This is a genomic window from Arthrobacter sp. UYNi723, assembly GCF_054057635.1.
The window spans coordinates 141,461-160,244 of sequence record NZ_JBSRZM010000005.1 but is presented as its reverse complement, the minus strand read 5'-3'; the positions used below and the strand labels follow the sequence as shown (position 1 = coordinate 160,244).

Here is an 18,784-nt window from a genome sequence, read left to right as displayed (position 1 = left end):
TGCGGAGACCCTTCTCCGCTGCCCCCCAACGTACGGTGCCGGCCCGGCGCGTGCAAGCATCCCGGCCGGGAAAGGCCCGGGACCGCGCGTACACGGGCGGCTCCGGCTCGACGCGTGGCCGAAGCCTGATCGGGGGTCCCGACAAGGAACGAAAGGGTCTCGCTGCGCTCGGACAGCACAAGCATTTCTCCTTGTCTTTTTGCTGCTGCGGATTCTAGGAGCCCGCTCCGGCCCTGATCTGCAAGCCCGTCGTTCCTCCGGGCTCTGCGCCACCGAAAGTTCTTCTCCGGCGCTTCGCTTATTTCCTCCGAAGATTTTTCGGCGGGTGCTTCGTCGTCGCACGGAGCTCTGGTCTGGCACGTTGGTGCGGGCGCGGCAGTCGGTTCCCGGGCTTCCGCTCAGGCGGCTGCGGTGATGCTGGTAGCACGGGATCGCGGCGGTCCGGTATGAGAGGATTCCCGCATGAATCAGAACGGCTCCCGTAAAGCTGCGCGCCGCCCGGTCCGGGGTTACGCCGACAGCACCGGAAACCGCCACCATCACGAAGCCCTGACCAGAGAGCAGCTGCAGGCGCTCGGGCAACGGCGGAAGGACGCCGAACAAAAACTCGAACGCCACCAGCTGGAAGCACGGAGCAAGGAGCAAGGAGCACGGAGCAAGGAGCAAGGAGCAAGGAGCAAGGAGCAAGGAGCAAGGAAAGTCTTCACCAAACACGCCCGGACCCTGCAGATCCGGCGGACAACCGCCGCTAGCTGCTAGCGGACGTTGGCCTGTCTGGCCCTTGCCACCTCGGGCAGGCCCGACAGCAAAATGGCCGTCGGGTCAATGCGGCGCTGCGGGGTTGGCAGACGGTGCCGTCCCAGAGCATGGCGTAGAGGGTGTTGAAGCGTCTTCGGGCCAGTGCCACCAGGGCCTGGTTGTAGCGTTTTCCTTCGCCGCGCTTCCGGTCGTAGTAGGCCCGGCAGGCGGGTCCTTGAGCGAGGCGAAGGCGGAGAGGAACAGGACGCGTTTGAGGGCCTTGTGCCCTCTGCGGGAGGCGTGGTCGCCGCGGAGGGAAGTCCCGGAGCGCCAGGTGACGGGGTGCCCCTGCACTTGTTTTTCGTCCCGTCGGATCTCCTTGTTGAATTGGTCAGCATGCCGCTGGCGGCTTTTTGTCCTGCCCGTGGCTGGAACGGGCGCCGAGCTAAGAAAAGGGAAGCTTAGTGCCCTCTTGGAGAGGAAGGACACCTTGGGACGGCGTGATGGTGAACCATTCATTTTCCTGTTTGGAGGCGAAGATGAGTACTCTCTGATTCGTGTCGAGCGGATCGCCTTCCGGGTAGGATTTGCCGCAGGTCTGGGGCATGGAGGCGACGAGAAGAGGCTCCTGTCCCGGGACACCTTTGAGGACCGTCTCAATTTCCACCTGATGCGACCGGGCTTTGTAGCCATAGATGCTGGTCTCGCCACTGCGTTTCAGGGGCTTTCCGATCACCACCAGGTTGGCGTTGTCGAATTGGTCCTGAGGGGTTTCAAATCGGACCCAGTCCACGCAGGTATCGCCGCCGGTACCTGGTGGAGGGCTGCAGCCGATTCCAAGAACAGACACCACAATGGCTGCCGGTGCCAGCCTCGCAAGTCTTCCCATGCCATGAGGTTAGCCGCAGCCGGGGGCCAAGGCGATGCCGTCACTCCGGTTGGAATTCAAATGAGACCGGTTGGCTGGCACACCAGGAGATGGCGTGCAGCAGGCCAACGTTTGTTCGGGCGCCCACCGGACTTCGTGGCTTATAGATGGTCCCGTCCCGAAGCAGGGCGTAGAGGGTGTCGCGGCGTCGTCGGGCCAGTGCTACGAGGGCCTGGTTGTGTCGTTTGCTTTGCCGCGTTTCCGGTCGTAGTAGGCCCGGCATGCCGGGTCCTTGAGCGAGGCGAAGTCGGAGAGGAGTGATCGCCGCGTATGGCGGTCCCGGAGCGCCAGGTGACGGGGGAGAGGCCGGCGTGGGAGGCGAGGTGTCCGGCGGTGGGGAAGTTTTTGTCGACGACGTCTGTGAGGATCCGTGCGGCTGTCCCTGACGCCCACTGCCGGCATTATGTCAGGACGGGGTGAAGTGGGCGGACCTCAACGATGGCCTCGACCCGGGTCAGGACCTTTGCCCGTGCCTCGTGGACCGGCCAGCATCGCGCCAGCTCCGGCCGGACGATACCGGCTGCAGTGGTTCCGATGACCACGACGTGCTGTTCATCCAGGGCCGTCAGGATCTGCTCTGAGAGCCGGTTGAACATCTTGGGTGCGAGCTTCCTCAGTCGCGCCGCGATGCGTTCCTGCCCGGCTTTCCGGAGAGCCTCGGGGGTGGGCCATATATCCGCTGAGGGATATTTTTATAGCATCTGGCCCGTGGCGTGACAGGCCGTTTCCCGGCCGGAACGGGGCACCTCTCCGGGAAGATCCAAGGGCCAGGGAACGTTATTTCAGTAGGACTGGACGTGGCCGGGAAGGCTTCCGAGCGGCGGTCCAGTGGCCAGCGAACGATGCCGTTCAATCAACTCGCTCCTCGACCGCTCCTCGGGGAGGATCTCACTGACGACCCACGACGACTCCCGTCCCCACCTCCATCTGTTCCCCGAGGGCGACGACATCCTGTCCCGGGTCAAGGCCGTCACCGCCGGCGGTCTGGCACTGTTCATCGCCTGGAGCGGCGGCCAACGGATCGGCACATGCGCCCGGGCGGCCTGTCTCAGAGCGTTCATCGACAACTCCAAGGCCGGTAGACAGCGCTACTGCAGCGCCCGGTGCGGAAACACCGACGCAGTCGCCCGGCACCGCCAAAACGCGAACAGGCCTCCTGCATCCGGGATGAAACCTACAGCGTCGCACCGGCGGAACTGGTAAACACCCAGCACGACCACCCCTTCGCCGCACACTGGGGCGACGGCACTACCTCCTCTTCTGACGGTCAGCGGTTCCGGGCCGGCAGCAAAGCCGAATCCACCGGGGATGTGAATCCCAAGTACGGTAGTGTAGCGCGTCAGAGAGTTTGTCCGCTCTGTTCTTCGAATAGAGAGAGACGTAGGCTAAGGCCACCATCCGGAGCCCGCAGAAGCTGAGGGAACATTATGACCGTTCCGCCGCAACGCGAACCCGCACCGTTTCCACCAGACCCGGTTCCTGCGCCAGGGTCCCCGGACCCCACATCGCCCGCAGCGCCGGAACCGGTTCCTGACCCTAATCCTCGTTCACCTGACCCGACATCCCCGGTGCTACCGGGCCCGGGGCCCGTCGTCCCGGATCCAGGACCACCAACCGAAGACCCCACGCACAGGTCCTGAAGACTCCACAGACAGATCCTGAAGGCAGCGGCCGGGGATGGGCGCGTCTTAGCCGGCAGCGGCAGGCTCACTGTGCCCGTCGTGTGGTTCATTTTTGTGCCGTGCCACCTGCAGATGCTGCTCCAGCTTCGACTCAGCGTCACGGCGCCGCTGACCCACTGTGCGCAGCTGCCGCGTTGTCGGCTTGCCCGGTTGCGGTACGGCCTCAGCCACCTCGCGGGGCGACGGCCGCAGCAGGCCCGCTTCCTCGTTTTCGCTCATAATCGGATCGTCCCACGTCACCGCGAAACTGCAAAGGCTGTGAGACCTGTCCGCTCAACCCCGGGAGACTCGGACCGGACGACCGGATCCGTGAACAGCGGAGGGGCCGACGGCGCTGCAGTTCATGGCTATCTCCAGGAGGCCACACTGCGGCGTGTGGTCGTCGGGGAGGCAGGCGGTTACCTGGTCTGGAACGGAGCAGGGCGATCCGCGTAGCAGCTTGCGCGCCGATTGCCCGCTGGCATGCGATGACTCCACTGTAGGCAGGGCACCAGGGGGAGGGCCATGAGTGGGTGCTACCTGAATTCTCCCCTGTCAGACCAGGTGAGGGCCGCTGTCCAGGAAGCCGGCCACCTCGAGGGGTACGCGTCCATCACCGACCTCATCGAGGCGGCGACCCTGCGAGAAGTGAAGCGGCTGCAACGCAAATACAACGGCGCGTGGCCGCAGGGGCCACCGCCGCGTTGCTGACCGGCTGCAATCCATACAGCACCGGACCGATTACCGTGAAGGCCGGGGATGCGCCCACGGCGGTTCGATGCGAACCGACCGACCGGCACAGCACCTAAGCCTTCGGCCATTGGTTACGAGACCGGAGGCCCGTACCTGGTGGAAAGTGTGGTGGACGGGGATGCGATCCGCATCAGTTGCAATGGCGAGTGCGCCCGCGTCCGCCTTGTCGGCGTGGACACTCCCGAAACCGTGAAAGAGGATTCCCCGGTGGAGTGCGGCGGCCCGGAAGCTTCTGCCTATCTGCACTCCTGGCTCGACGCGGCCAGGTGTTCCTCTCCACGGACCCGGCCCAGAAAGAGAGCGGGACCAGTACGACCGCTTACTGGCCTACGTCTGGACCGCCGAGGGTGCCCTGGTTTTCCTCTGCAAGGCAGCCGGCGTGATCGCGCTGCTGACCGCGATTGATTTCTGGATCGGCCAGGGCTTCGCCCAGGCGATCCCCGGCTTCCTGTTCATGGCCGGCTTATTCTTCTTCTTCTTCTTCTTCGCAGTGAACAAGCTCGAACTGCGCTGGCGCAGCTGGTGAGTGCCCGGTGACTCCCTCACCGGAAGACCGGTTCTGGGTCAAGGTCGTCAAAGGCCCACGGGCCGATGATTGCTGGCTGTGGAGCGCAGCGGTCAGTGATGACAGATATGGGAGGTTCACCCTGAACGCTGCAGGACGGACAAGCTGTCCGCCCTCACCGCTTCGCCTTCCACCTGGTGCACGGCGTTCCCCTGGATTCTTTCGGCGCCCTGATGCATCGGTGTGATGTGCCGATCTGCGTGCGGGTCACGAACGGCGCTGATACACACCTGGATCCCCGGAACGAACCGCGAGAACATGGCCGACCGGCTTGCCATAGGGGCGGGACGCCAACGGTTCCATGTTCCGCTGGCGCGGACTCTCCCATGCCCTGTTTGCCGAGCGCTCCCGCCTGCTGCGGGATGAGGCCCGCGCCCACGGCTGGGGCCGTGAGGAACGCATTCGCGCCCTTATTGCCGGCGCGGACCCTGAAGCGCCCACCCTGTTCTAGACCCAATGCCGTTTACTTAGCTCGGGTGTGTTAATGTTTCGGCATGGCGCGGAGTGGATGGGTGACCCCGGAGGGTCCTGAACGGTTGACTGATCACATTTCCCTGGGTGTGTTGACGCGGGTTTTCCCGGCAGATGTGGTGGATGCGGTGATCGGGCGGACCGGGGCGCTGGAGCAGCGGAACAGGTTGCTGCCGTCCCGGTTGATGGTCTATTACGTGATGGCCCTGGCGTTGTTCTCCAACGGATCCTATGAGGAAGTCATGCGTTCGCTGCTGGCCGGGATGGAGTGGCTGACGGGCCGGTACCGGGAGTGGACGATGCCGACGAAGGCGGCGATCTACAAGGCGAGGACCCGGTTGGGGTCCTCGGTGATGGTGGAGTTGTTCGCCGAGGTCGCCAAACCCTTCGCAGCCCCGGGTAGCGGGGGGTTCTACAAGGATTGGCGGCTGGTGTCTGTGGACGGGACCACCATGGATCTGGCCGACACGCCCGCGAACGAGCGGGCGTACGGCCGGCCTGGGACGAAGACGGATTTCAAGAGTGCGTTCCCGCAGGCGCGGGTGCTGGGATTGGTCGAATGCGGGACCCATGCTGTCTTCTCAGCGGTGGTTTCCGGCTACAACACCTCCGAGCATGACTTGTACCCGGCGGTGCTGGCAGATTTGGAAAAGGACATGCTGGCCATGGCCGATCGTGGGTTCTTTTCCTACCAGGCATGGAAGGACAGTGCCGCGACGGGGGCGGCCTTGCTGTGGCGGATGAAAGCCAACAGTGCCCTGCCCGTGGAGGAGGACCTCCGGGACGGGTCTTACCTCTCAACGATCTATCCTTCCACCCAGGACCGGCGCAAGGGCAGCAATGGGATCCCGGTGCGGGTGATCGAGTACGAGGTCACGACCGGGGAGGAGGTCAGCACGTTCCTGTTGATCACCACGATCCTGGACCCGGCCACCGCCCCGGCCGAAGACCTGGCCCAGCTATACGCCAGGCGCTGGGAAATCGAGTCCAGCTTCGATGAACTCAAAACCCACCAGCGCGGCCCTGACGTCGTGCTGCGTTCCAAAACACCTGACGGGGTGCTTCAGGAAATCTACGGATACCTCTGCGCACACTACGCAATCCGCTCCCTGATCGGCACCGTCGCCGCAGACTTCGACGAAGACCCCCTCCATTTCTCCTTCACACGGACCCTCCGGGCAGCACGGCGATCCCTCGCCGCGCGCCCGGCTTTTTCCCCCTCACAAACTGGCTGAAGCCTTCACCATCTTCTGCCAGGAAATCCTCCACGAGCTCCTGCCACCACGCCGACAACGCACCGTCCCCCGCGCCGTCAAACGCAAAATGTCCAACTGGCCACTCAAGAAAACACACAAAACCACAAAGTAAACGGCATTGGTTCTAGACCACCCCTCCCACACCCGCGAATGGTCCCCGGCAATCCTGCCGGGGACCATTCCTGCTTCTGAGAGATGACGCTTAGGTGGCGTGTGCCGCCACGGGCTGATCATCGTCCTGGTCACGAGCGGATGCTTCCGCTCTCCCGTCGCCCCGCTCCTTAGCTTCGTCGAGGTCGAGCATCTTCTTTACCCATGCCCCGGTAATTCCCAGGCGGGCAGCGACGGCGGACTTCGCCTCGCCGGCATCGACCATGGCGCGGACAGTGTTGGCGGCCTTGCGGGTGGCTTCTTCGGCGTCGTGCTCGCCCTTCGCCAGGATCGCATCAGCCTTGCGCTGCGCTTTGGCACGGACCTGGTCCGCCTGTTCCTGCTGCTCGAAGAACTCGGCAGCGAGGTCGATCAGTTTTTCGTGGCGGGCGGTGAGTTCCTGGGCTTTGGCCCGCGCCCTCTCGCGTGCCGCCAACTGCTGCGCGGACTTCCGTGGTGCTGCCATTATCTGGGTCCCTCTCCTTGGGTTTTCCGTGGATGATCCCGTGGATGTTCCAACCGCTGTGGTCGATTTTGTTGCGGTACAGGTAGGTGTGGCCGATCCGTCGTGTGTGAAGCGGTACGTTGAACGGAAGCAGACTCGGTTCGAGCACCGGTGGGCGATCGCCGACGGTCGTCGGTTACTGCGACGATGTCGCGTCGGAAAGCACGTGGGCAAAAGGTGAATGGCTAACCTAACGGCATCGGCGAGCCAGCCAGACGAGGAGCGCCAGTACAGCGACGGCGCCGAGCGCGACAGGACTAAAACGGCGCACCAGTACCGGCCACACGGTCGAGCCAAGGTCCAATTCAGCCGCCGGCGCGGACTGCGGATTGAACGGAGGCGCTCCCGCCGAAGGCCGAGTTACCGGTGACGCGCCTGCGGCCCGCGGGCCCGGGGAGGCGGGCCCGGCCGGTTCCCCGGAGTCCTGTACTGTCGCCGAAGGTTCCGTGGACGTCCCGGCGGCCGGTTCCGCGGTCTGCCCGGCCCCCCCGCCGCCCGCTTTCCCGACCACGCACTGGACAAATTGGGCCAGCAGCTTGTCCGAGATGTCCTGGATGACACCCCGGCCGAATTGGGCCGGTTTGCCGGTGACGTTCATGTCGGTGGTCACGTCCACGGCGGTACCGTCGCCGTCCCGCGTCAGCACCGCTGTCACCGTGGCGCCTGCCGTGCCATTGCCGCGTTTGTCCTTCCCGGTCGCCGCGATGACCACGGTGTGCGAATCCTCGTTGCGTTCAAGGAATTCACCGGTGCCGGCATACATCATGGCGATTGGCCCGAGCTTGACCTTGACCGTTCCGGTGAACTGGTCGCCGCTCACGGATGTGAGAGCCGCTCCCGGGAAACAGGGTGCGATGTCTTCCAATTGGTTGAAGGAATGCCAGGTGTCCTCCAGCGAACTGGGAACCACGAAGTTATGTTTGAGTTCCACGTCTTCCTCTCGCCGTGTTCCGCTAGAGCCCCGCGGCCGTGGCGACCGCCCGCCTGGTCAAAACCTCGGCCAGATGGCGCCGGTAGGCCGGGTCGCCATTGAGATCGCTGGCCGGATCGGTCCCCTCGGCCGCATGCACGCTGGCTGCGGCGATCGCGTCCCGGGTCAGCGGAACCCCCGCCAGCGCCTGCTCGACCGCCGTGGCGCGCAGGGGAGTGCTGGCCATATTGGTCAACCCGATCCGGGCCTCGGCGATGGTGCCGCCCTCCACCCGGACCATCGCGGCGACTGCGACGATGGACCATTGCTGGGCCACCCGGGTGAACTTCTCGTAGTGCGCACCCCAGCCGGTGTACTTCGGCACCCGGATGTGGGTCAGGATCTCGCCGTCGGCGACGGCGGTGGTGAAGTAGCCCTGGAAGAAGTCGGCTGCTGCCACCCGGCGTTCCCCGTCCGGGCCGGCCAGGATGAACGTCGCCTCCGCGGCCAGCACCGGCGCGGGCAGGTCGCCCGCCGGGTCGGCGTGCACCAAGGCGCCGCCGAACGTGCCGCGGTGGCGGACCTGCGGATCCGCCACCGTCGCCGCGGCTTTGGCCAGCAACGGCAGGTGGGTGGCAATCAGCGGGTCGGTGGCGACTTGGTAGTGCGGCGTCATGGCGCCGATCAGCAGGGCATCGCCGTCATCGCGAACCCCGGACAGCTCGCCGATCCGGCCCAGGTCGATCACCATCGCCGGGTCGGCCAGGCGCAGCTTCATCACCGGGATGAGGCTTTGGCCGCCGGCCAGCAGCTTCACGTCGTCGCCGGCAGCGGCCAGCAGGTCCAACGCCTCCGCCACGGTAGCGGGCGCGGCGTAGTCGAATGCGCTCGGAATCATTGCACACCTCCGGTCGTCTTGGCTTCTTCAAGGGCGGCCCACACACGGGACGGCGAACAGGGCATCCGGATGTCCTTCACGCCCAGATGCCGCACCGCGTCCAGAACACCGTTGACAATGGCGGGCGTCGAGGCGATGGTTCCCGCCTCCCCGACCCCCTTGGCCCCGAGCTGGTTGGTGGTCGACGGCGTCTCGGTGCGCGCCGTGGTGTAGTGCGGCAGGTCCGGTGCGCCGGGAACCAGGTAGTCCACAAACGAGCCCGTGACCAGGGTGCCGGCGTCGTCGTACACGGCCTCCTCGTAGAGGGCTTGGGCGATTCCCTGGGCCAGGCCGCCGTGCACCTGGCCTTCCACAATCAGCGGATTGACCACCACTCCTACGTCGTCCACGCATACGTACTTGCGGATCGTGACCCGCCCGGTCTCCGTGTCCACCTCGATGGCGGCCAGATGGGTGCCGTGCGGGTAAGAGAAATTCTGCGGATCGAAGGTGGCGTCCGAATCCAGATTGGGCTCAAACCCGTCCGGCAGGTTGTGCGCGGAGAAGGTCGCAAAGGCGATCTCACCGAGCGCCGTCGACTGGTCGGTGCCCTTGACACTGAACTTGCCGTCCGCGAACTCGATGTCCTCTTCGCTGGCCTCCATGAGGTGCGCGGCCACCGCCTTGGCCTTCTCGATCACCTTGTCCGCCGCGGCGAGTACCGCCATGCCGCCCACCGTCAGCGACCTGGATCCATAGGTGTCCAGACCCCGCTGGGAGATCTGGGTGTCCCCATGCAGCACCTCGACATTTTCGAACGGCACGCCCAGCTTGTCCGCCACGAGCTGGCTCCACGCGGTTTCGTGGCCCTGGCCGTGGGAGGAGGAGCCGGTGACCACCTCGATGTTGCCGGTGGGCAGCACCCGCACCTGGGCGTGCTCCCAGCCGCCGGCGGCGTAGTTGAGCGCACCAAGCACCCGGGACGGCGCGAGCCCGCACATTTCCGTGAAAGTGGAGATGCCGATGCCCAGCTGGACAGGGTCGTTGGATTCGCGGCGCCTCGCCTGCTCAACCCGGAGCGCGTCGTAGTCAAAGAGCTCAAGCGCCTTCGCCGTGGCCGCCTCATAGTTGCCGCTGTCGTATTCGAGCCCGGCAACGGTGGTGAACGGGAATTCCTCGTGTTTGATCCAGTTCTTTTCCCGCAGTTCCAGCGGGTCCATGCCCAGTTCGGCGGCGAGTTCGTCCATCATGCGCTCGAGCGCGAAGGTGGCCTCCGGCCGGCCGGCGCCGCGGTAGGCATCGGTCCACGCCTTGTTGGTGAACAGGTTGGTGCATTCAAACCGGTAGGCCGGGAACTTGTAGATGCCGTTGTACATGAAGGCACCCAGGATCGGGATGCCGGAGGTGACCAGGCCCAGATAGGCTCCCATGTCCGCCAGCAGGTGCACGTCCAGTCCGGTGACAATCCCGTCCTTGGTGGCCGAAAGCTTCAGCTTCTGCACCTGGGCCCGGCCGTGGTGGGCCGCCATGAGGGATTCGCTGCGGGTCTCGGTGTACTTGCACGGCTTGCCGGTGTGCCGCGCGGCCAGCACGGTGATGGCCTCCTCTGGGGTCACCTGCAATTTTCCGCCGAAGCCGCCACCCACGTCGGGGGCGATCACGCGCACCTTGCTTTCCGGGATTCCCAGGGTCAGCGCCATCATGAGCCGCAGGATGTGCGGCACCTGGGTGGCCGACCACATAGTGATCTGTTCACCGGTGGGGTCCACCACGGTGGAGCGGGGCTCCATGAAGGACGGGATGAGCCGCTGCTGGTAGAACGTGCGTTCGATGAGAACCTCGGCGTCCGCCAGTGCCTCAGCGATCGGTTTGCCGGTGCCGGCCTCGCCCGAGTCAAAGACCCAGGTGGCTGATTTGTTGGTGCCCAGGCCCGGGTGGGCCAGCACCTCATCCTTCACTGCTTCCTCCAGGTCCAGGACGACGGGCAGCTCCTCATAGTCGACGTCCACCAGCTCGACGGCGTCGCGGGCGGCGGCGGGACTGCGGGCGATGATGCACGCGACCACTTCGCCGGCGAAGGCAACCTCATCCACGGCGATGGCAGGGTGCGCTGGGGCCTTTTGGTCCGGGGTGATCGGCCAGGCGTTGGGCAGGCTGCCCTGCTCTGCGGCCACGTCGGCTCCGGTGAGCACCGCAATGACGCCGGGAGAAGATTTCGCGGCGGCGGCGTCGACCGAGGTGATCTTCGCGTGGGCGAATGGGCTGCGTACCATCGCCAGATGCAGCATGCCGGGCAGCGTGATGTTGTCGGTGAACCTGGAGCGCCCGGTGATCAGGTGGGCATCCTCCTTCCGGAGGCGGGCCCTGCCGACTTCGGCGGTGGTCATGACACACCTGCCTTTTCCGTTTCGCCGGTGTCCGAGGACGCAGCGCTTTCCGAGGAAACAGTGCCTTCCGCGGCCGCTTGGACCGCGGCAACAATGTTCTGGTACCCGGTGCACCGGCACAGGTTCCCCTCCAGGCCGTCCCGGATTTCCTGTTCGGACGGGTGCGGGTTTTCCGCCAGCAGGGATGCGGACTGCATGATCATGCCCGGGGTGCAGAAGCCGCATTGCAGTGCATGGCATTCGTGGAAGGCCTGCTGCAGCGGGGCGAGTTTGCCGTCCCGGGCCAGGCCCTCGATGGTGGTGACGCGGTGGCCGTCGGCCTGGACCGCGAACATGGTGCAGGATTTCAAGCTGACCCCGTCCAAATGGACGGTGCAGGCGCCGCAGTTGGTGGTGTCGCAGCCAATCAATGTGCCGGTCTTGCCAAGCCGTTCGCGCAGGTATTGGACCAGCAGCAGCCGCGGCTCGACGTCGTCGGTGTAGCTCACATCATCGACTTCGACGGTGATCGTTTTGGAACTCGCCATTGAGATCTCCTCTCGCTATGGAGGACGAGCACGACTGCCCGGCTTCCAGTCTTGGTGTGTCACACGCTACATTAAGCCGAAGGATTGCGGGTCAGGGATTCCTAAGTTCCTACCCTGCGTCCTCGTGGCCGGCGTCGGCCATGGGCTCATGGTGGATCCGGGCATCCATGCTGCTCAATCGTCCACCTTCCCCGCCCCAGTGCAGCGCAATGATTTCGGCGGCGATCGAGACGGCCGTCTCCTCGGGGGTCCGGGACCCCAGGTCCAGGCCGATGGGGCTGGACAGTTTGGACAATTCGGCCTCGGTCAGGCCAGCCTCGCGCAGCCGCTCCAGCCGGTCGCGGTGCGTGCGCCGGGACCCCATCGCCCCCACATAGGCCACGTTGTGGCGCAGCGCCACCTCCAGCAGCGGCACGTCGAATTTCGGATCATGGGTGAGCACGCAGATCACCGTGCGGTCATCCACCTGGCCGGCGCCGATCTGCGCCTGCAGGTAGCGGTGCGGCCATTCCACCACCACCTCGTCCGCTTTCGGGAACCGGGCAGCCGTGGCGAAGACCGCGCGCGCGTCACAGACCGTGACCCGGTAGCCCAGGAAGCTGCCCTGCCTGGCGACGGCGGCGGCAAAGTCGATCGCGCCGAACACCAGCATCCGCGGCTGCGGGGCGAAACTTACCGCGAACACGCGCATCCCCTCGCCGCGCCGCTGGCCGTCCGGCCCGTACATGAGGGTGGCATTGCGGCCGGCGGCCAGCAGGCCCTGCACGTCGTCGCAGACCGCGTGGTCGGCGCGGTCGCTGCCCAGGGAGCCGGCAAATCCATCCGGGCGGACCACCAGGTGGCGGCCCAGCCAGGCCGGATCCGGGTGTTCGATCACGGTGACCACGGCCACCGGCCGTCCGGCTCCGACGTCGTCGGCCACCTGCGGCAGCTGCGGGAAAGTTTTGGCGGAGACCGGTTCAACGAAAATGTCCAGGATCCCGCCGCAGGTCAGGCCCACCTCGAACGCAGCGTCGTCGCTGATGCCGTAGCGCTGCAGAACCGGCCGGCCGGCCTGGACCACCTCGGTGGCCAGTTCGTAGAGAGCACCTTCGACACAGCCGCCGGACACCGAGCCCACCGCGCGGCCGTCGGCGTCGACCATCATGGCCGCCCCGGCCGGCCGCGGCGCGGACCGGAAGGTGCGCACCACTGTACCCAGCCCCACGGTGTGGCCGGCCACGATGGCGGCTACCAGATCATCCAGGACCTCACGCATTGGCAACCACGTCCAACAATTCCTCGAAACTCTGCATTGAGTGCCCCCCTATAAAGTAGTCAACATGCGGCAGCACCGCCCTGATTCCCCGCTGCAGGGGCTCGTATCCCGCCTTGCCCCGGTGCGGGTTGGACCAAATGATCCGCCTGGCCAGGTGGTGCAGCCGCTCGGCCTGGCGCCCCAGCAATGCCGGATCGCCCCGCTCCCAGCCGTCGCTGGCAATGACGACGACGGCGCCGCGCGCCACCACGCGCTGGCCCCAGCGGTCGTTGAAGGCGCGCAGCACCTCCCCGAGCCGGGTTCCGCCGGACCAGTCGGGGACGGCGCGGCCGGCGAGGGCCAGGGCATTGTCGGCGTCCGGCACCCGCAGAGCGCCTGTCACCCGGGTCAGCCGCGTGCCCAGCGTGAACACCTCCACCTGGTGCGGAGCGGCCTCGACCACCCGGTGGGCTAGCCGCAGCAGGCTGTCCGCATAGGGCGCCATCGAGCCCGAAACATCGATCAGCCAAACCAGACGGCGCGGTTTGCGCGGCGCCCGCGCGCGGCGCAGCGGCCCCGGTTCCCCGCCGCGGCGCAGCTGGTCGCGCAGGGTCCGTACCCGGTCCACGTCGCCGTGCCGGTCCAGGCGTTTACGCCGGGTCTGCCGGGTCGGCAACCGCACCGGCAGCTGCTCGAACATCCGGTGCAGCAGCGCCCGCTCGTCCGGCTCCAGCGTCGCCACGTCCCGGTGTCTCAGCCGCTCCCGGCGGCTGGCGAGCGCTTTCAGTTGGTTGGGGCCGTCCTCCCGGCCGCCGCCGTCGTCGTCCAACGCGGCCGCGCTGACGGAGGCTGCGGCCGCCTCCGTGCGCGTGGCGGCCGAATGCTCCACCGCGAACCAGGCCTCAAAGGTCCGTTGGTAGGTCGGCAAGTCCTCCGGCGCGGCGCACAGGGTGGCCCGGCCGGCCCAGAACACGTCCGCGCGGCGTCCGAGGGCGAGCCTGCCTACGGCATCGACAAAGCTGCGCGCCCGGTCCGCTGTCACCTTCACTCCGGCCGAGCGCACCGCCGCGGCAAAGGCCAGGAGGATCTCCTCGGCGCTGTGCTCCACGGCCGCCATCAGTCAGCCGAGCATCCGGGCCAGGGATGCCGATACCCGCTCGGTGTCTTCACGGTACTTGCACAGCGCGCCGATGCTCGCCGCGGCCGAGGCGAGGTCGAGCTCGGCCCGGCCGAGCTGGTGCAGAGCCCGGGCCCAATCCAGGGTTTCGGCCACGCCGGGGGGCTTGAGTACGTCGTCGGAAGCCCTGATCTGCTGGACCACGCATACCACCTGTTCGGCCAGCAGCGTCGGGACTTCTGGCAGCCGCGTGCGCACGATTTCCACCTCGCGGGCCAGCCCCGGGTGGTCAATCCAGTGATATAGGCATCGCCGTTTGAGTGCGTCGTGGACGTCACGGGTCCGGTTGGAGGTGAGCACAACAATCGGCGGGGTGTCTGCCTTGACCGTGCCGAACTCGGGGATTGAAACCTGGTAGGTGGAGAGAACTTCCAAGAGGAATGCCTCGAACTCGTCGTCGGCGCGGTCGATTTCGTCGATCAGCAGCACGGCAGGGCTCTGCTGCAGCGCCTTCAGTATCGGCCGCGCAAGCAGGAATCGCTTGTCATAGAGGGAGTGCTCCAGCTCGGCCACGCTCAACCCCGCGCCACCGCCGGCCTCCACGCTGCGCAGATGCAGAATTTGCGCGGTGAAGTCCCAGTCGTACAGCGCCTGCGTGGCATCGATTCCCTCATAGCACTGCAGCCGGATCAGCGGCAGCCCAAGGGCCTGCGCGAGGGCCTCGGCCAAGGAGGTCTTGCCGGTACCGGGTTCCCCCTCCAGCAGCAGCGGGCGTTGCATGCTCAGGGCGAGGTAGCCGATCGTGGCCAGGCCCTCATCGGCGAGGTAGCCGGTGGATGCCAGCATTTCGGCCAGTGCTGCGGCGGAGCTGATCGACGTCTGCGTCATGGCACCAGCATAGGGCCACTGATCGACAGGGGCCCGGGAGTCGCGGCCAGCCGCCAGTGGGGAAACCCATCATGCAGCTGGCGCGTTGTCACGAAGTCGAGGCCGATCACCAGGAAGTTCATCACGGCTGCGACGATGGTAAACCGCAGTGCCCCACCTTTCCCCGCGCTGACCCAAAGCTGCGCGACGACCTAGCTAGACCCACGGAATAGCCCTCAACTGACCAGGGCGGCTAGCGCCAAGATGGATGCATCGACGGGCCACGGACAATCGCACTGTCAAAGTCATTGCTTCTGACCTTCTGCCACTCGTTGGATGGACGGACAATGTGAGCGCCTAGTGTCGAGCGATCAAACCGGAACGCAACGCCTCGCCCCGGACCCGGACCCGGACCCGACGAGACCTGCCGGGCGGCTCCTTCCCGCGTCCAGGAGGACATCGATGACCGGCACATTCGAACTCTTCACCGACGAGGAGACGCTCTTCAGATTCAGACTCAAAGCCCCTGATGGAACAGTGGTGGCCGTCTCCAGATCATTCCCCGATAAAGCTGCCGCGGTCGCCGGCATCGCCGCCGTCCGCGAATACGCCGGAATGGGCATGATCACCGACCAGTGCCCGGACATCCCCCGTCCCCGGATCACCCACAGCGTCCTCGGCGGGCCGGCCACCTTCCCCCGGTCGGGCCGGCCCGCCGAGGCGCCGCAGCGTACTGCCGCCACGGGATCGTACCGGCCGGCCGCACCAGGCCGGGTTCCTGTGGGATGCGGCCTGCACAGAGCCGCCTGAGGCGAAGCTCCAGGATTCCGTCTTCGCCGGGGCTGGCCCCGGTCACCGGATCGCGGTTGGATGGTCAGGGTGATGTTTTCGTGGGAACGTATTTGCGTAGCCGGCCCCGAATGGCGGGTTGCGTCCCCGTTCCGGTGCCTTCCGGGACCGAGGAACTTATCGTCCCCGTATCGGTGAGGGCAGCGTAGGTGGGTCGGGCGAGCTCGTAGTGCCGGTACAGACTGTCCGTGTCGGTTGGTTCAAGGTGGAGGTCCGCGTCAAGTTGCGGGGCGTCGGTGATCTGGTCTTTGGTGTAGGGCACGCGGATGTCCTGTCCCTCGGTCATTGCGCCTTCGAACGGGACGAAGGACTCTGAGATTCCGAACAGTCCTGTCCGGACGGTGATCCAGCTGGGCCGTTCGGTGTCTTCGTCCAGGTAGACCTGGCCTAAGGGGCCGATCTTGTCTCCGTCGATGGAGAGGACGTTTGCGCCTTTGGCGAGCAGATCGTCGATGTCTTCCGGGCCGAGCATGGTGTCTCCTTGGATTTTCTCTATGCGCAGGTTGGGCTGGCTTGTGGAAAAGTGAAATATCTGACTGTGAGGTCGTGTTCTTCGGCGTGACTTGTTCTTAGTAGACGACGGTGCCGGTGGTCTCCACGGTGGTGCCGGAAATGGCGTTGCGGTCACTGACCTCGAGCTGGATTCCTGTCCGCCGCAGCGGTGTTTCCAAGGCCGTGGAGAGGTCCGGAATGACCCGGGTGTTGATGCTGTGGAGGACGTCCTGGATGTCGGCGCGGTTGTTGACGGTGACTTTCATCGTCAGATCCGGGTCCATGGCTGTGCCGCGTAGCAGCGCCGAGGAACCCACAACCCCGGGCAGGGTATTGATCTGGTTTTCCACGGCGGAGGCCAGCACCGAGGCTTCACATAGCGTGGTTCCGGAGGCGGGGTCCTGATGCAGCCGGTACCTGTCGGCGGGATTCCTTCGTGGAATCTGTGCCAGGATCCACAACAGTCCCAGGGCGCCCAGGACAGCACCGGCCACCAGGACTATGGCTGTAGCAGAGGCAGGGCCGAAGACCGTGTGCAGGTCCCCTGTCACGACGGGACTCTCTGCAGCCACCGTTGCGGGGCTCATGGCGTGCAGCGTTCCGCTGGCCATCAGCAGTATCAGGACGCCGCCGGCCAGGGCGAGAAGGCCAAGGATGAGGAGCCAGGTGCGGTTCAGCGCTCCGGCGTGTTGTCGCATGGGGTGCCTTCTTTCCGGAATACGGGAGGATGGTGACAGCGGTTATTCCTTGGACCGGACGGTCGCGGTGATCTTTGGGACCGGGTTGAGCCCGGCACCGGCCAGTTGAGCCCTGACCTCGGCAATGACACGGCCGCGCAGTTCCCCTGTTTCATGCAGGGCCGTGGTCACGTTCAGATGGACCGCGCGTGCCGAGGCCGTGGCCGATGCTGAACCGACGCCGTCGACATATTCACTTTGCGCGGCCGCGTACCGCGCAACGGCCCGCCGTGTCATGACAATTTCCTGCGTTCCCTCCACCTGTGCCGATCCGTCTCCGGGTGCCTGCAGCCGCAAGGCGTTATAGCTGCCCGGAATCAGCGCTGCCGCGAGCAGGACAACTCCTACGATCGCCGCCGCTGCCCCGACGGCCCAGACGCCCGGATCGTTCCAGGTCACACCGGTCAGCCAGTCCAGGGTGCCGGCCAGAAACACCGGCCAAGAACCCGTGGCCAGCCGCGCCACTGCCGCCCACACCAGTCCCACCCCGGCGGCCAGCAGAAGCAGTCCCAGGATCAGGGCAGGAACAGCCCGGCTGGGACGGTGCCGCAGGGATGTTGCTTTCCCATCGTGCCGGCTCATAACAGCCTCCGGCGGCCGGTGGACTCATCGGCAGGTTTCAGCCAGGACACTGTGATGTCGACCTGGCGCACCTCCACCCCGGTCAGGGCGTTGACGCGTTCGCTGATCCGGCGCCGCAGCTGTTCGGTCACCTGGCGCAGCGGTACCGGGTAGAGCAGCCCTATTTCAACGCTGAGCACCGCGATATTGCCTGCCAGCTCCACCGTAACTTTGGGCCGGGCGGAAAAGTCCGAATGTGCTCCGATGCCCAGAAACCCCCCTGAGGACCCGCCGGCAAAGGACTCTTCGCTGGCGACCTGACTGGCGATCTTCTCCAGCACCTTCCGGTCAAGGACGGTGCGCCCCCGCGAATCCAAATCCGGGGAGCCGGCATGTGCTGCAGTGGCATTCATCGGCTGGATGCTTTGCCGAACAATGCCTGCAGATCCAGTTTCCCTTCCGCAACACGGCCCACTACCAGCCCGATCAGGCCAAAGAGGACCGCTATCACCAGGGCTGTAAAACCTCCGAAGGCCAAAACGATTCCTAATACCAGGCCGACTGCCAGACACCATCGTGTAGTGGACATGGGCACTCCTTCCAAAATCGGCTGCCGCCCGAAAACGAGGCAGAGCGGGTGAGCTGGTTACTCCAGAGGCTTCCTGGTGTCCTCTTCGGGCCGCTCATCCTCTGGCAGATGAACATCGGTGACGTGGACATTCACTTCCAGCACCTCCAGACCGGTCGCGCGCTCCACCGACTGGATGACATTGCGCCGGATACCCTGGCTCACCTCGACAATGGACGTTCCGTACTCGACGACGATACTCAAGTCGATGGCGGTCTGGCGTTCACCCTTCTCCACGCTCACCCCACCGCTGACATTCGTCTGGGAACCGGGAATGCGCTCGGTCATCGCGCCGAACGCGCGCCGGGCAGCGCTGCCCATCGCATACACACCGGGAACCTCACGCGTGGCCATGCCGGCCAGCTTCTGGACCACGGTTTCCTCAATGGTGGTATCACCCCGGTCCGTGTGCAGCAGGTCGGTCGTGCGGCGCGTTTCTACGGGGGCGTTCCGTTTCTGCCCCTCCTCGGCAGCCACCATGCCGCCGGACTGTGCTGGGAACTGCGGGGCTTCTGTCACGGGAACCATCTCCTCAATCAACCGTGCGATGTTGCCTACATGGTTAAAG

At 65.7% G+C, this 18,784-nt stretch carries 24 protein-coding genes and 3 pseudogenes; 9 read left to right on the top strand and 18 right to left on the bottom strand.

All coding sequences use genetic code 11. From position 1 onward, the window contains the following. Positions 1–462: 462 nt before the first annotated feature. The gene (locus ACVWY0_RS06105) at positions 463–759 is read left to right on the top strand and encodes a hypothetical protein (protein WP_485835880.1); all 297 of its coding nucleotides are present in this window, start codon (positions 463–465) and stop codon (positions 757–759) included. Here ACVWY0_RS06105 and ACVWY0_RS06100 read toward each other — a convergent pair. The 3 genes and pseudogenes from ACVWY0_RS06100 to ACVWY0_RS06090 all read right to left on the bottom strand — a co-directional run. Beyond that, a pseudogene (locus ACVWY0_RS06100) lies at positions 749–1,080 on the bottom strand (hypothetical protein); the annotation flags it as partial. The gene ACVWY0_RS06105 and the pseudogene ACVWY0_RS06100 overlap by 11 nt on opposite strands. Before the next feature lie 103 nt (positions 1,081–1,183). Further along, positions 1,184–1,627 (bottom strand): hypothetical protein, encoded by a 444-nt coding sequence (locus ACVWY0_RS06095; protein WP_485835879.1) that lies wholly within the window; start codon positions 1,625–1,627, stop codon positions 1,184–1,186. Positions 1,628–1,667: 40 nt separating this feature from the next. Next, positions 1,668–2,337: pseudogene (locus tag ACVWY0_RS06090) on the bottom strand (transposase); the annotation flags it as partial. 157 nt (positions 2,338–2,494) lie between these two features. On the opposite strand from ACVWY0_RS06090, the gene ACVWY0_RS06085 reads away from it, so the two are divergent. Further along, a complete protein-coding gene (locus ACVWY0_RS06085; protein ID WP_485835878.1) occupies positions 2,495–2,869 on the top strand; it encodes a CGNR zinc finger domain-containing protein in 375 nt (124 codons plus the stop codon). After that, a pseudogene (locus tag ACVWY0_RS06080) lies at positions 2,815–2,997 on the top strand (Tn3 family transposase); the annotation flags it as partial. The gene ACVWY0_RS06085 and the pseudogene ACVWY0_RS06080, both read left to right, overlap by 55 nt. Positions 2,998–3,354: 357 nt before the next feature. Here ACVWY0_RS06080 and ACVWY0_RS06075 read toward each other — a convergent pair. Then, positions 3,355–3,567: a hypothetical protein gene (locus ACVWY0_RS06075; protein ID WP_485835877.1), complete on the bottom strand. Its 213-nt coding sequence runs from the start codon at positions 3,565–3,567 to the stop codon at positions 3,355–3,357. A gap of 285 nt (positions 3,568–3,852) precedes the next feature. Between ACVWY0_RS06075 and ACVWY0_RS06070 the strand changes: the two genes are divergently transcribed. The 4 genes from ACVWY0_RS06070 (at position 3,853) to ACVWY0_RS06055 (ending at position 6,351) form a co-directional block, all read left to right on the top strand. Further along, the gene (locus tag ACVWY0_RS06070) at positions 3,853–4,038 is read left to right on the top strand and encodes a ParB family protein (RefSeq protein WP_485835876.1); all 186 of its coding nucleotides are present in this window, start codon (positions 3,853–3,855) and stop codon (positions 4,036–4,038) included. Positions 4,039–4,459: 421 nt separating this feature from the next. Continuing rightward, positions 4,460–4,606 carry a hypothetical protein gene (locus ACVWY0_RS06065; protein WP_485835875.1) on the top strand — a complete coding sequence of 49 codons (147 nt, stop codon included), beginning with the start codon at positions 4,460–4,462 and terminating at the stop codon, positions 4,604–4,606. 340 nt (positions 4,607–4,946) lie between these two features. Beyond that, positions 4,947–5,096 carry a hypothetical protein gene (locus ACVWY0_RS06060; protein WP_485835874.1) on the top strand — a complete coding sequence of 50 codons (150 nt, stop codon included), beginning with the start codon at positions 4,947–4,949 and terminating at the stop codon, positions 5,094–5,096. Between the two features lie 43 nt (positions 5,097–5,139). After that, entirely contained in the window at positions 5,140–6,351 is a 1,212-nt protein-coding gene (locus ACVWY0_RS06055) for an IS4 family transposase (protein ID WP_485835873.1), read from the top strand. A 223-nt stretch (positions 6,352–6,574) separates the two neighbouring features. On the opposite strand, the gene ACVWY0_RS06050 is transcribed toward ACVWY0_RS06055, so the two are convergent. Continuing rightward, positions 6,575–6,988 (bottom strand): hypothetical protein, encoded by a 414-nt coding sequence (locus ACVWY0_RS06050; RefSeq protein ID WP_485835872.1) that lies wholly within the window; start codon positions 6,986–6,988, stop codon positions 6,575–6,577. On the opposite strand from ACVWY0_RS06050, the gene ACVWY0_RS06045 reads away from it, so the two are divergent. Beyond that, entirely contained in the window at positions 6,915–7,208 is a 294-nt protein-coding gene (locus ACVWY0_RS06045) for a DUF4158 domain-containing protein (RefSeq protein ID WP_485835871.1), read from the top strand. The two genes, ACVWY0_RS06050 and ACVWY0_RS06045, sit on opposite strands and share 74 nt — an antisense overlap. Positions 7,209–7,217: 9 nt before the next feature. Here ACVWY0_RS06045 and ACVWY0_RS06040 read toward each other — a convergent pair whose 3' ends face one another. From ACVWY0_RS06040 to ACVWY0_RS06010, 7 genes are all read right to left on the bottom strand, one after another. Beyond that, positions 7,218–7,958 (bottom strand): SRPBCC family protein, encoded by a 741-nt coding sequence (locus ACVWY0_RS06040; RefSeq protein WP_485835870.1) that lies wholly within the window; start codon positions 7,956–7,958, stop codon positions 7,218–7,220. A gap of 22 nt (positions 7,959–7,980) precedes the next feature. Then, positions 7,981–8,835, bottom strand: coding sequence for an FAD binding domain-containing protein (locus ACVWY0_RS06035; RefSeq protein WP_485835869.1), 855 nt, complete (start codon positions 8,833–8,835; stop codon positions 7,981–7,983). Then, positions 8,832–11,201, bottom strand: a complete 2,370-nt coding sequence (locus tag ACVWY0_RS06030) for a xanthine dehydrogenase family protein molybdopterin-binding subunit (protein ID WP_485835868.1) — start codon at positions 11,199–11,201, stop codon at positions 8,832–8,834. Before ACVWY0_RS06030 ends, ACVWY0_RS06035 begins: the two co-directional genes overlap by 4 nt. Next, positions 11,198–11,728, bottom strand: coding sequence for a (2Fe-2S)-binding protein (locus tag ACVWY0_RS06025; protein WP_485835867.1), 531 nt, complete (start codon positions 11,726–11,728; stop codon positions 11,198–11,200). The genes ACVWY0_RS06030 and ACVWY0_RS06025 overlap by 4 nt, the downstream gene beginning before the upstream one ends. Positions 11,729–11,837: 109 nt before the next feature. Continuing rightward, complete coding sequence (locus ACVWY0_RS06020; RefSeq protein ID WP_485835866.1) at positions 11,838–12,986, bottom strand: XdhC family protein; 1,149 nt, start codon at positions 12,984–12,986, stop codon at positions 11,838–11,840. Next, positions 12,979–14,082, bottom strand: a complete 1,104-nt coding sequence (locus tag ACVWY0_RS06015) for a vWA domain-containing protein (protein ID WP_485835865.1) — start codon at positions 14,080–14,082, stop codon at positions 12,979–12,981. The genes ACVWY0_RS06020 and ACVWY0_RS06015 overlap by 8 nt, the downstream gene beginning before the upstream one ends. A 3-nt stretch (positions 14,083–14,085) precedes the next feature. Further along, on the bottom strand, positions 14,086–14,970 hold the full coding sequence (locus ACVWY0_RS06010) for an AAA family ATPase (protein ID WP_485835864.1): 885 nt from the start codon (positions 14,968–14,970) through the stop codon (positions 14,086–14,088). 441 nt (positions 14,971–15,411) lie between these two features. On the opposite strand from ACVWY0_RS06010, the gene ACVWY0_RS06005 reads away from it, so the two are divergent. Beyond that, positions 15,412–15,759, top strand: coding sequence for a YegP family protein (locus ACVWY0_RS06005; protein WP_485835863.1), 348 nt, complete (start codon positions 15,412–15,414; stop codon positions 15,757–15,759). 64 nt (positions 15,760–15,823) lie between these two features. Here ACVWY0_RS06005 and ACVWY0_RS06000 read toward each other — a convergent pair whose 3' ends face one another. The 6 genes from ACVWY0_RS06000 to ACVWY0_RS05975 form a co-directional block, all read right to left on the bottom strand. Further along, positions 15,824–16,270, bottom strand: a complete 447-nt coding sequence (locus tag ACVWY0_RS06000) for a PRC-barrel domain-containing protein (protein WP_485835862.1) — start codon at positions 16,268–16,270, stop codon at positions 15,824–15,826. Positions 16,271–16,367: 97 nt separating this feature from the next. Beyond that, positions 16,368–16,988 (bottom strand): hypothetical protein, encoded by a 621-nt coding sequence (locus tag ACVWY0_RS05995; protein WP_485835861.1) that lies wholly within the window; start codon positions 16,986–16,988, stop codon positions 16,368–16,370. Positions 16,989–17,030: 42 nt separating this feature from the next. Continuing rightward, on the bottom strand, positions 17,031–17,609 hold the full coding sequence (locus ACVWY0_RS05990) for a DUF6286 domain-containing protein (RefSeq protein WP_485835860.1): 579 nt from the start codon (positions 17,607–17,609) through the stop codon (positions 17,031–17,033). Further along, the gene (locus ACVWY0_RS05985; protein ID WP_485835859.1) at positions 17,606–18,001 is read right to left on the bottom strand and encodes an Asp23/Gls24 family envelope stress response protein; all 396 of its coding nucleotides are present in this window, start codon (positions 17,999–18,001) and stop codon (positions 17,606–17,608) included. The genes ACVWY0_RS05990 and ACVWY0_RS05985 overlap by 4 nt, the downstream gene beginning before the upstream one ends. Further along, positions 17,998–18,177: a hypothetical protein gene (locus tag ACVWY0_RS05980; RefSeq protein WP_485835858.1), complete on the bottom strand. Its 180-nt coding sequence runs from the start codon at positions 18,175–18,177 to the stop codon at positions 17,998–18,000. The genes ACVWY0_RS05985 and ACVWY0_RS05980 overlap by 4 nt, the downstream gene beginning before the upstream one ends. Before the next feature lie 57 nt (positions 18,178–18,234). Continuing rightward, positions 18,235–18,744, bottom strand: a complete 510-nt coding sequence (locus ACVWY0_RS05975; RefSeq protein WP_485835952.1) for an Asp23/Gls24 family envelope stress response protein — start codon at positions 18,742–18,744, stop codon at positions 18,235–18,237. Positions 18,745–18,784: the final 40 nt, after the last annotated feature.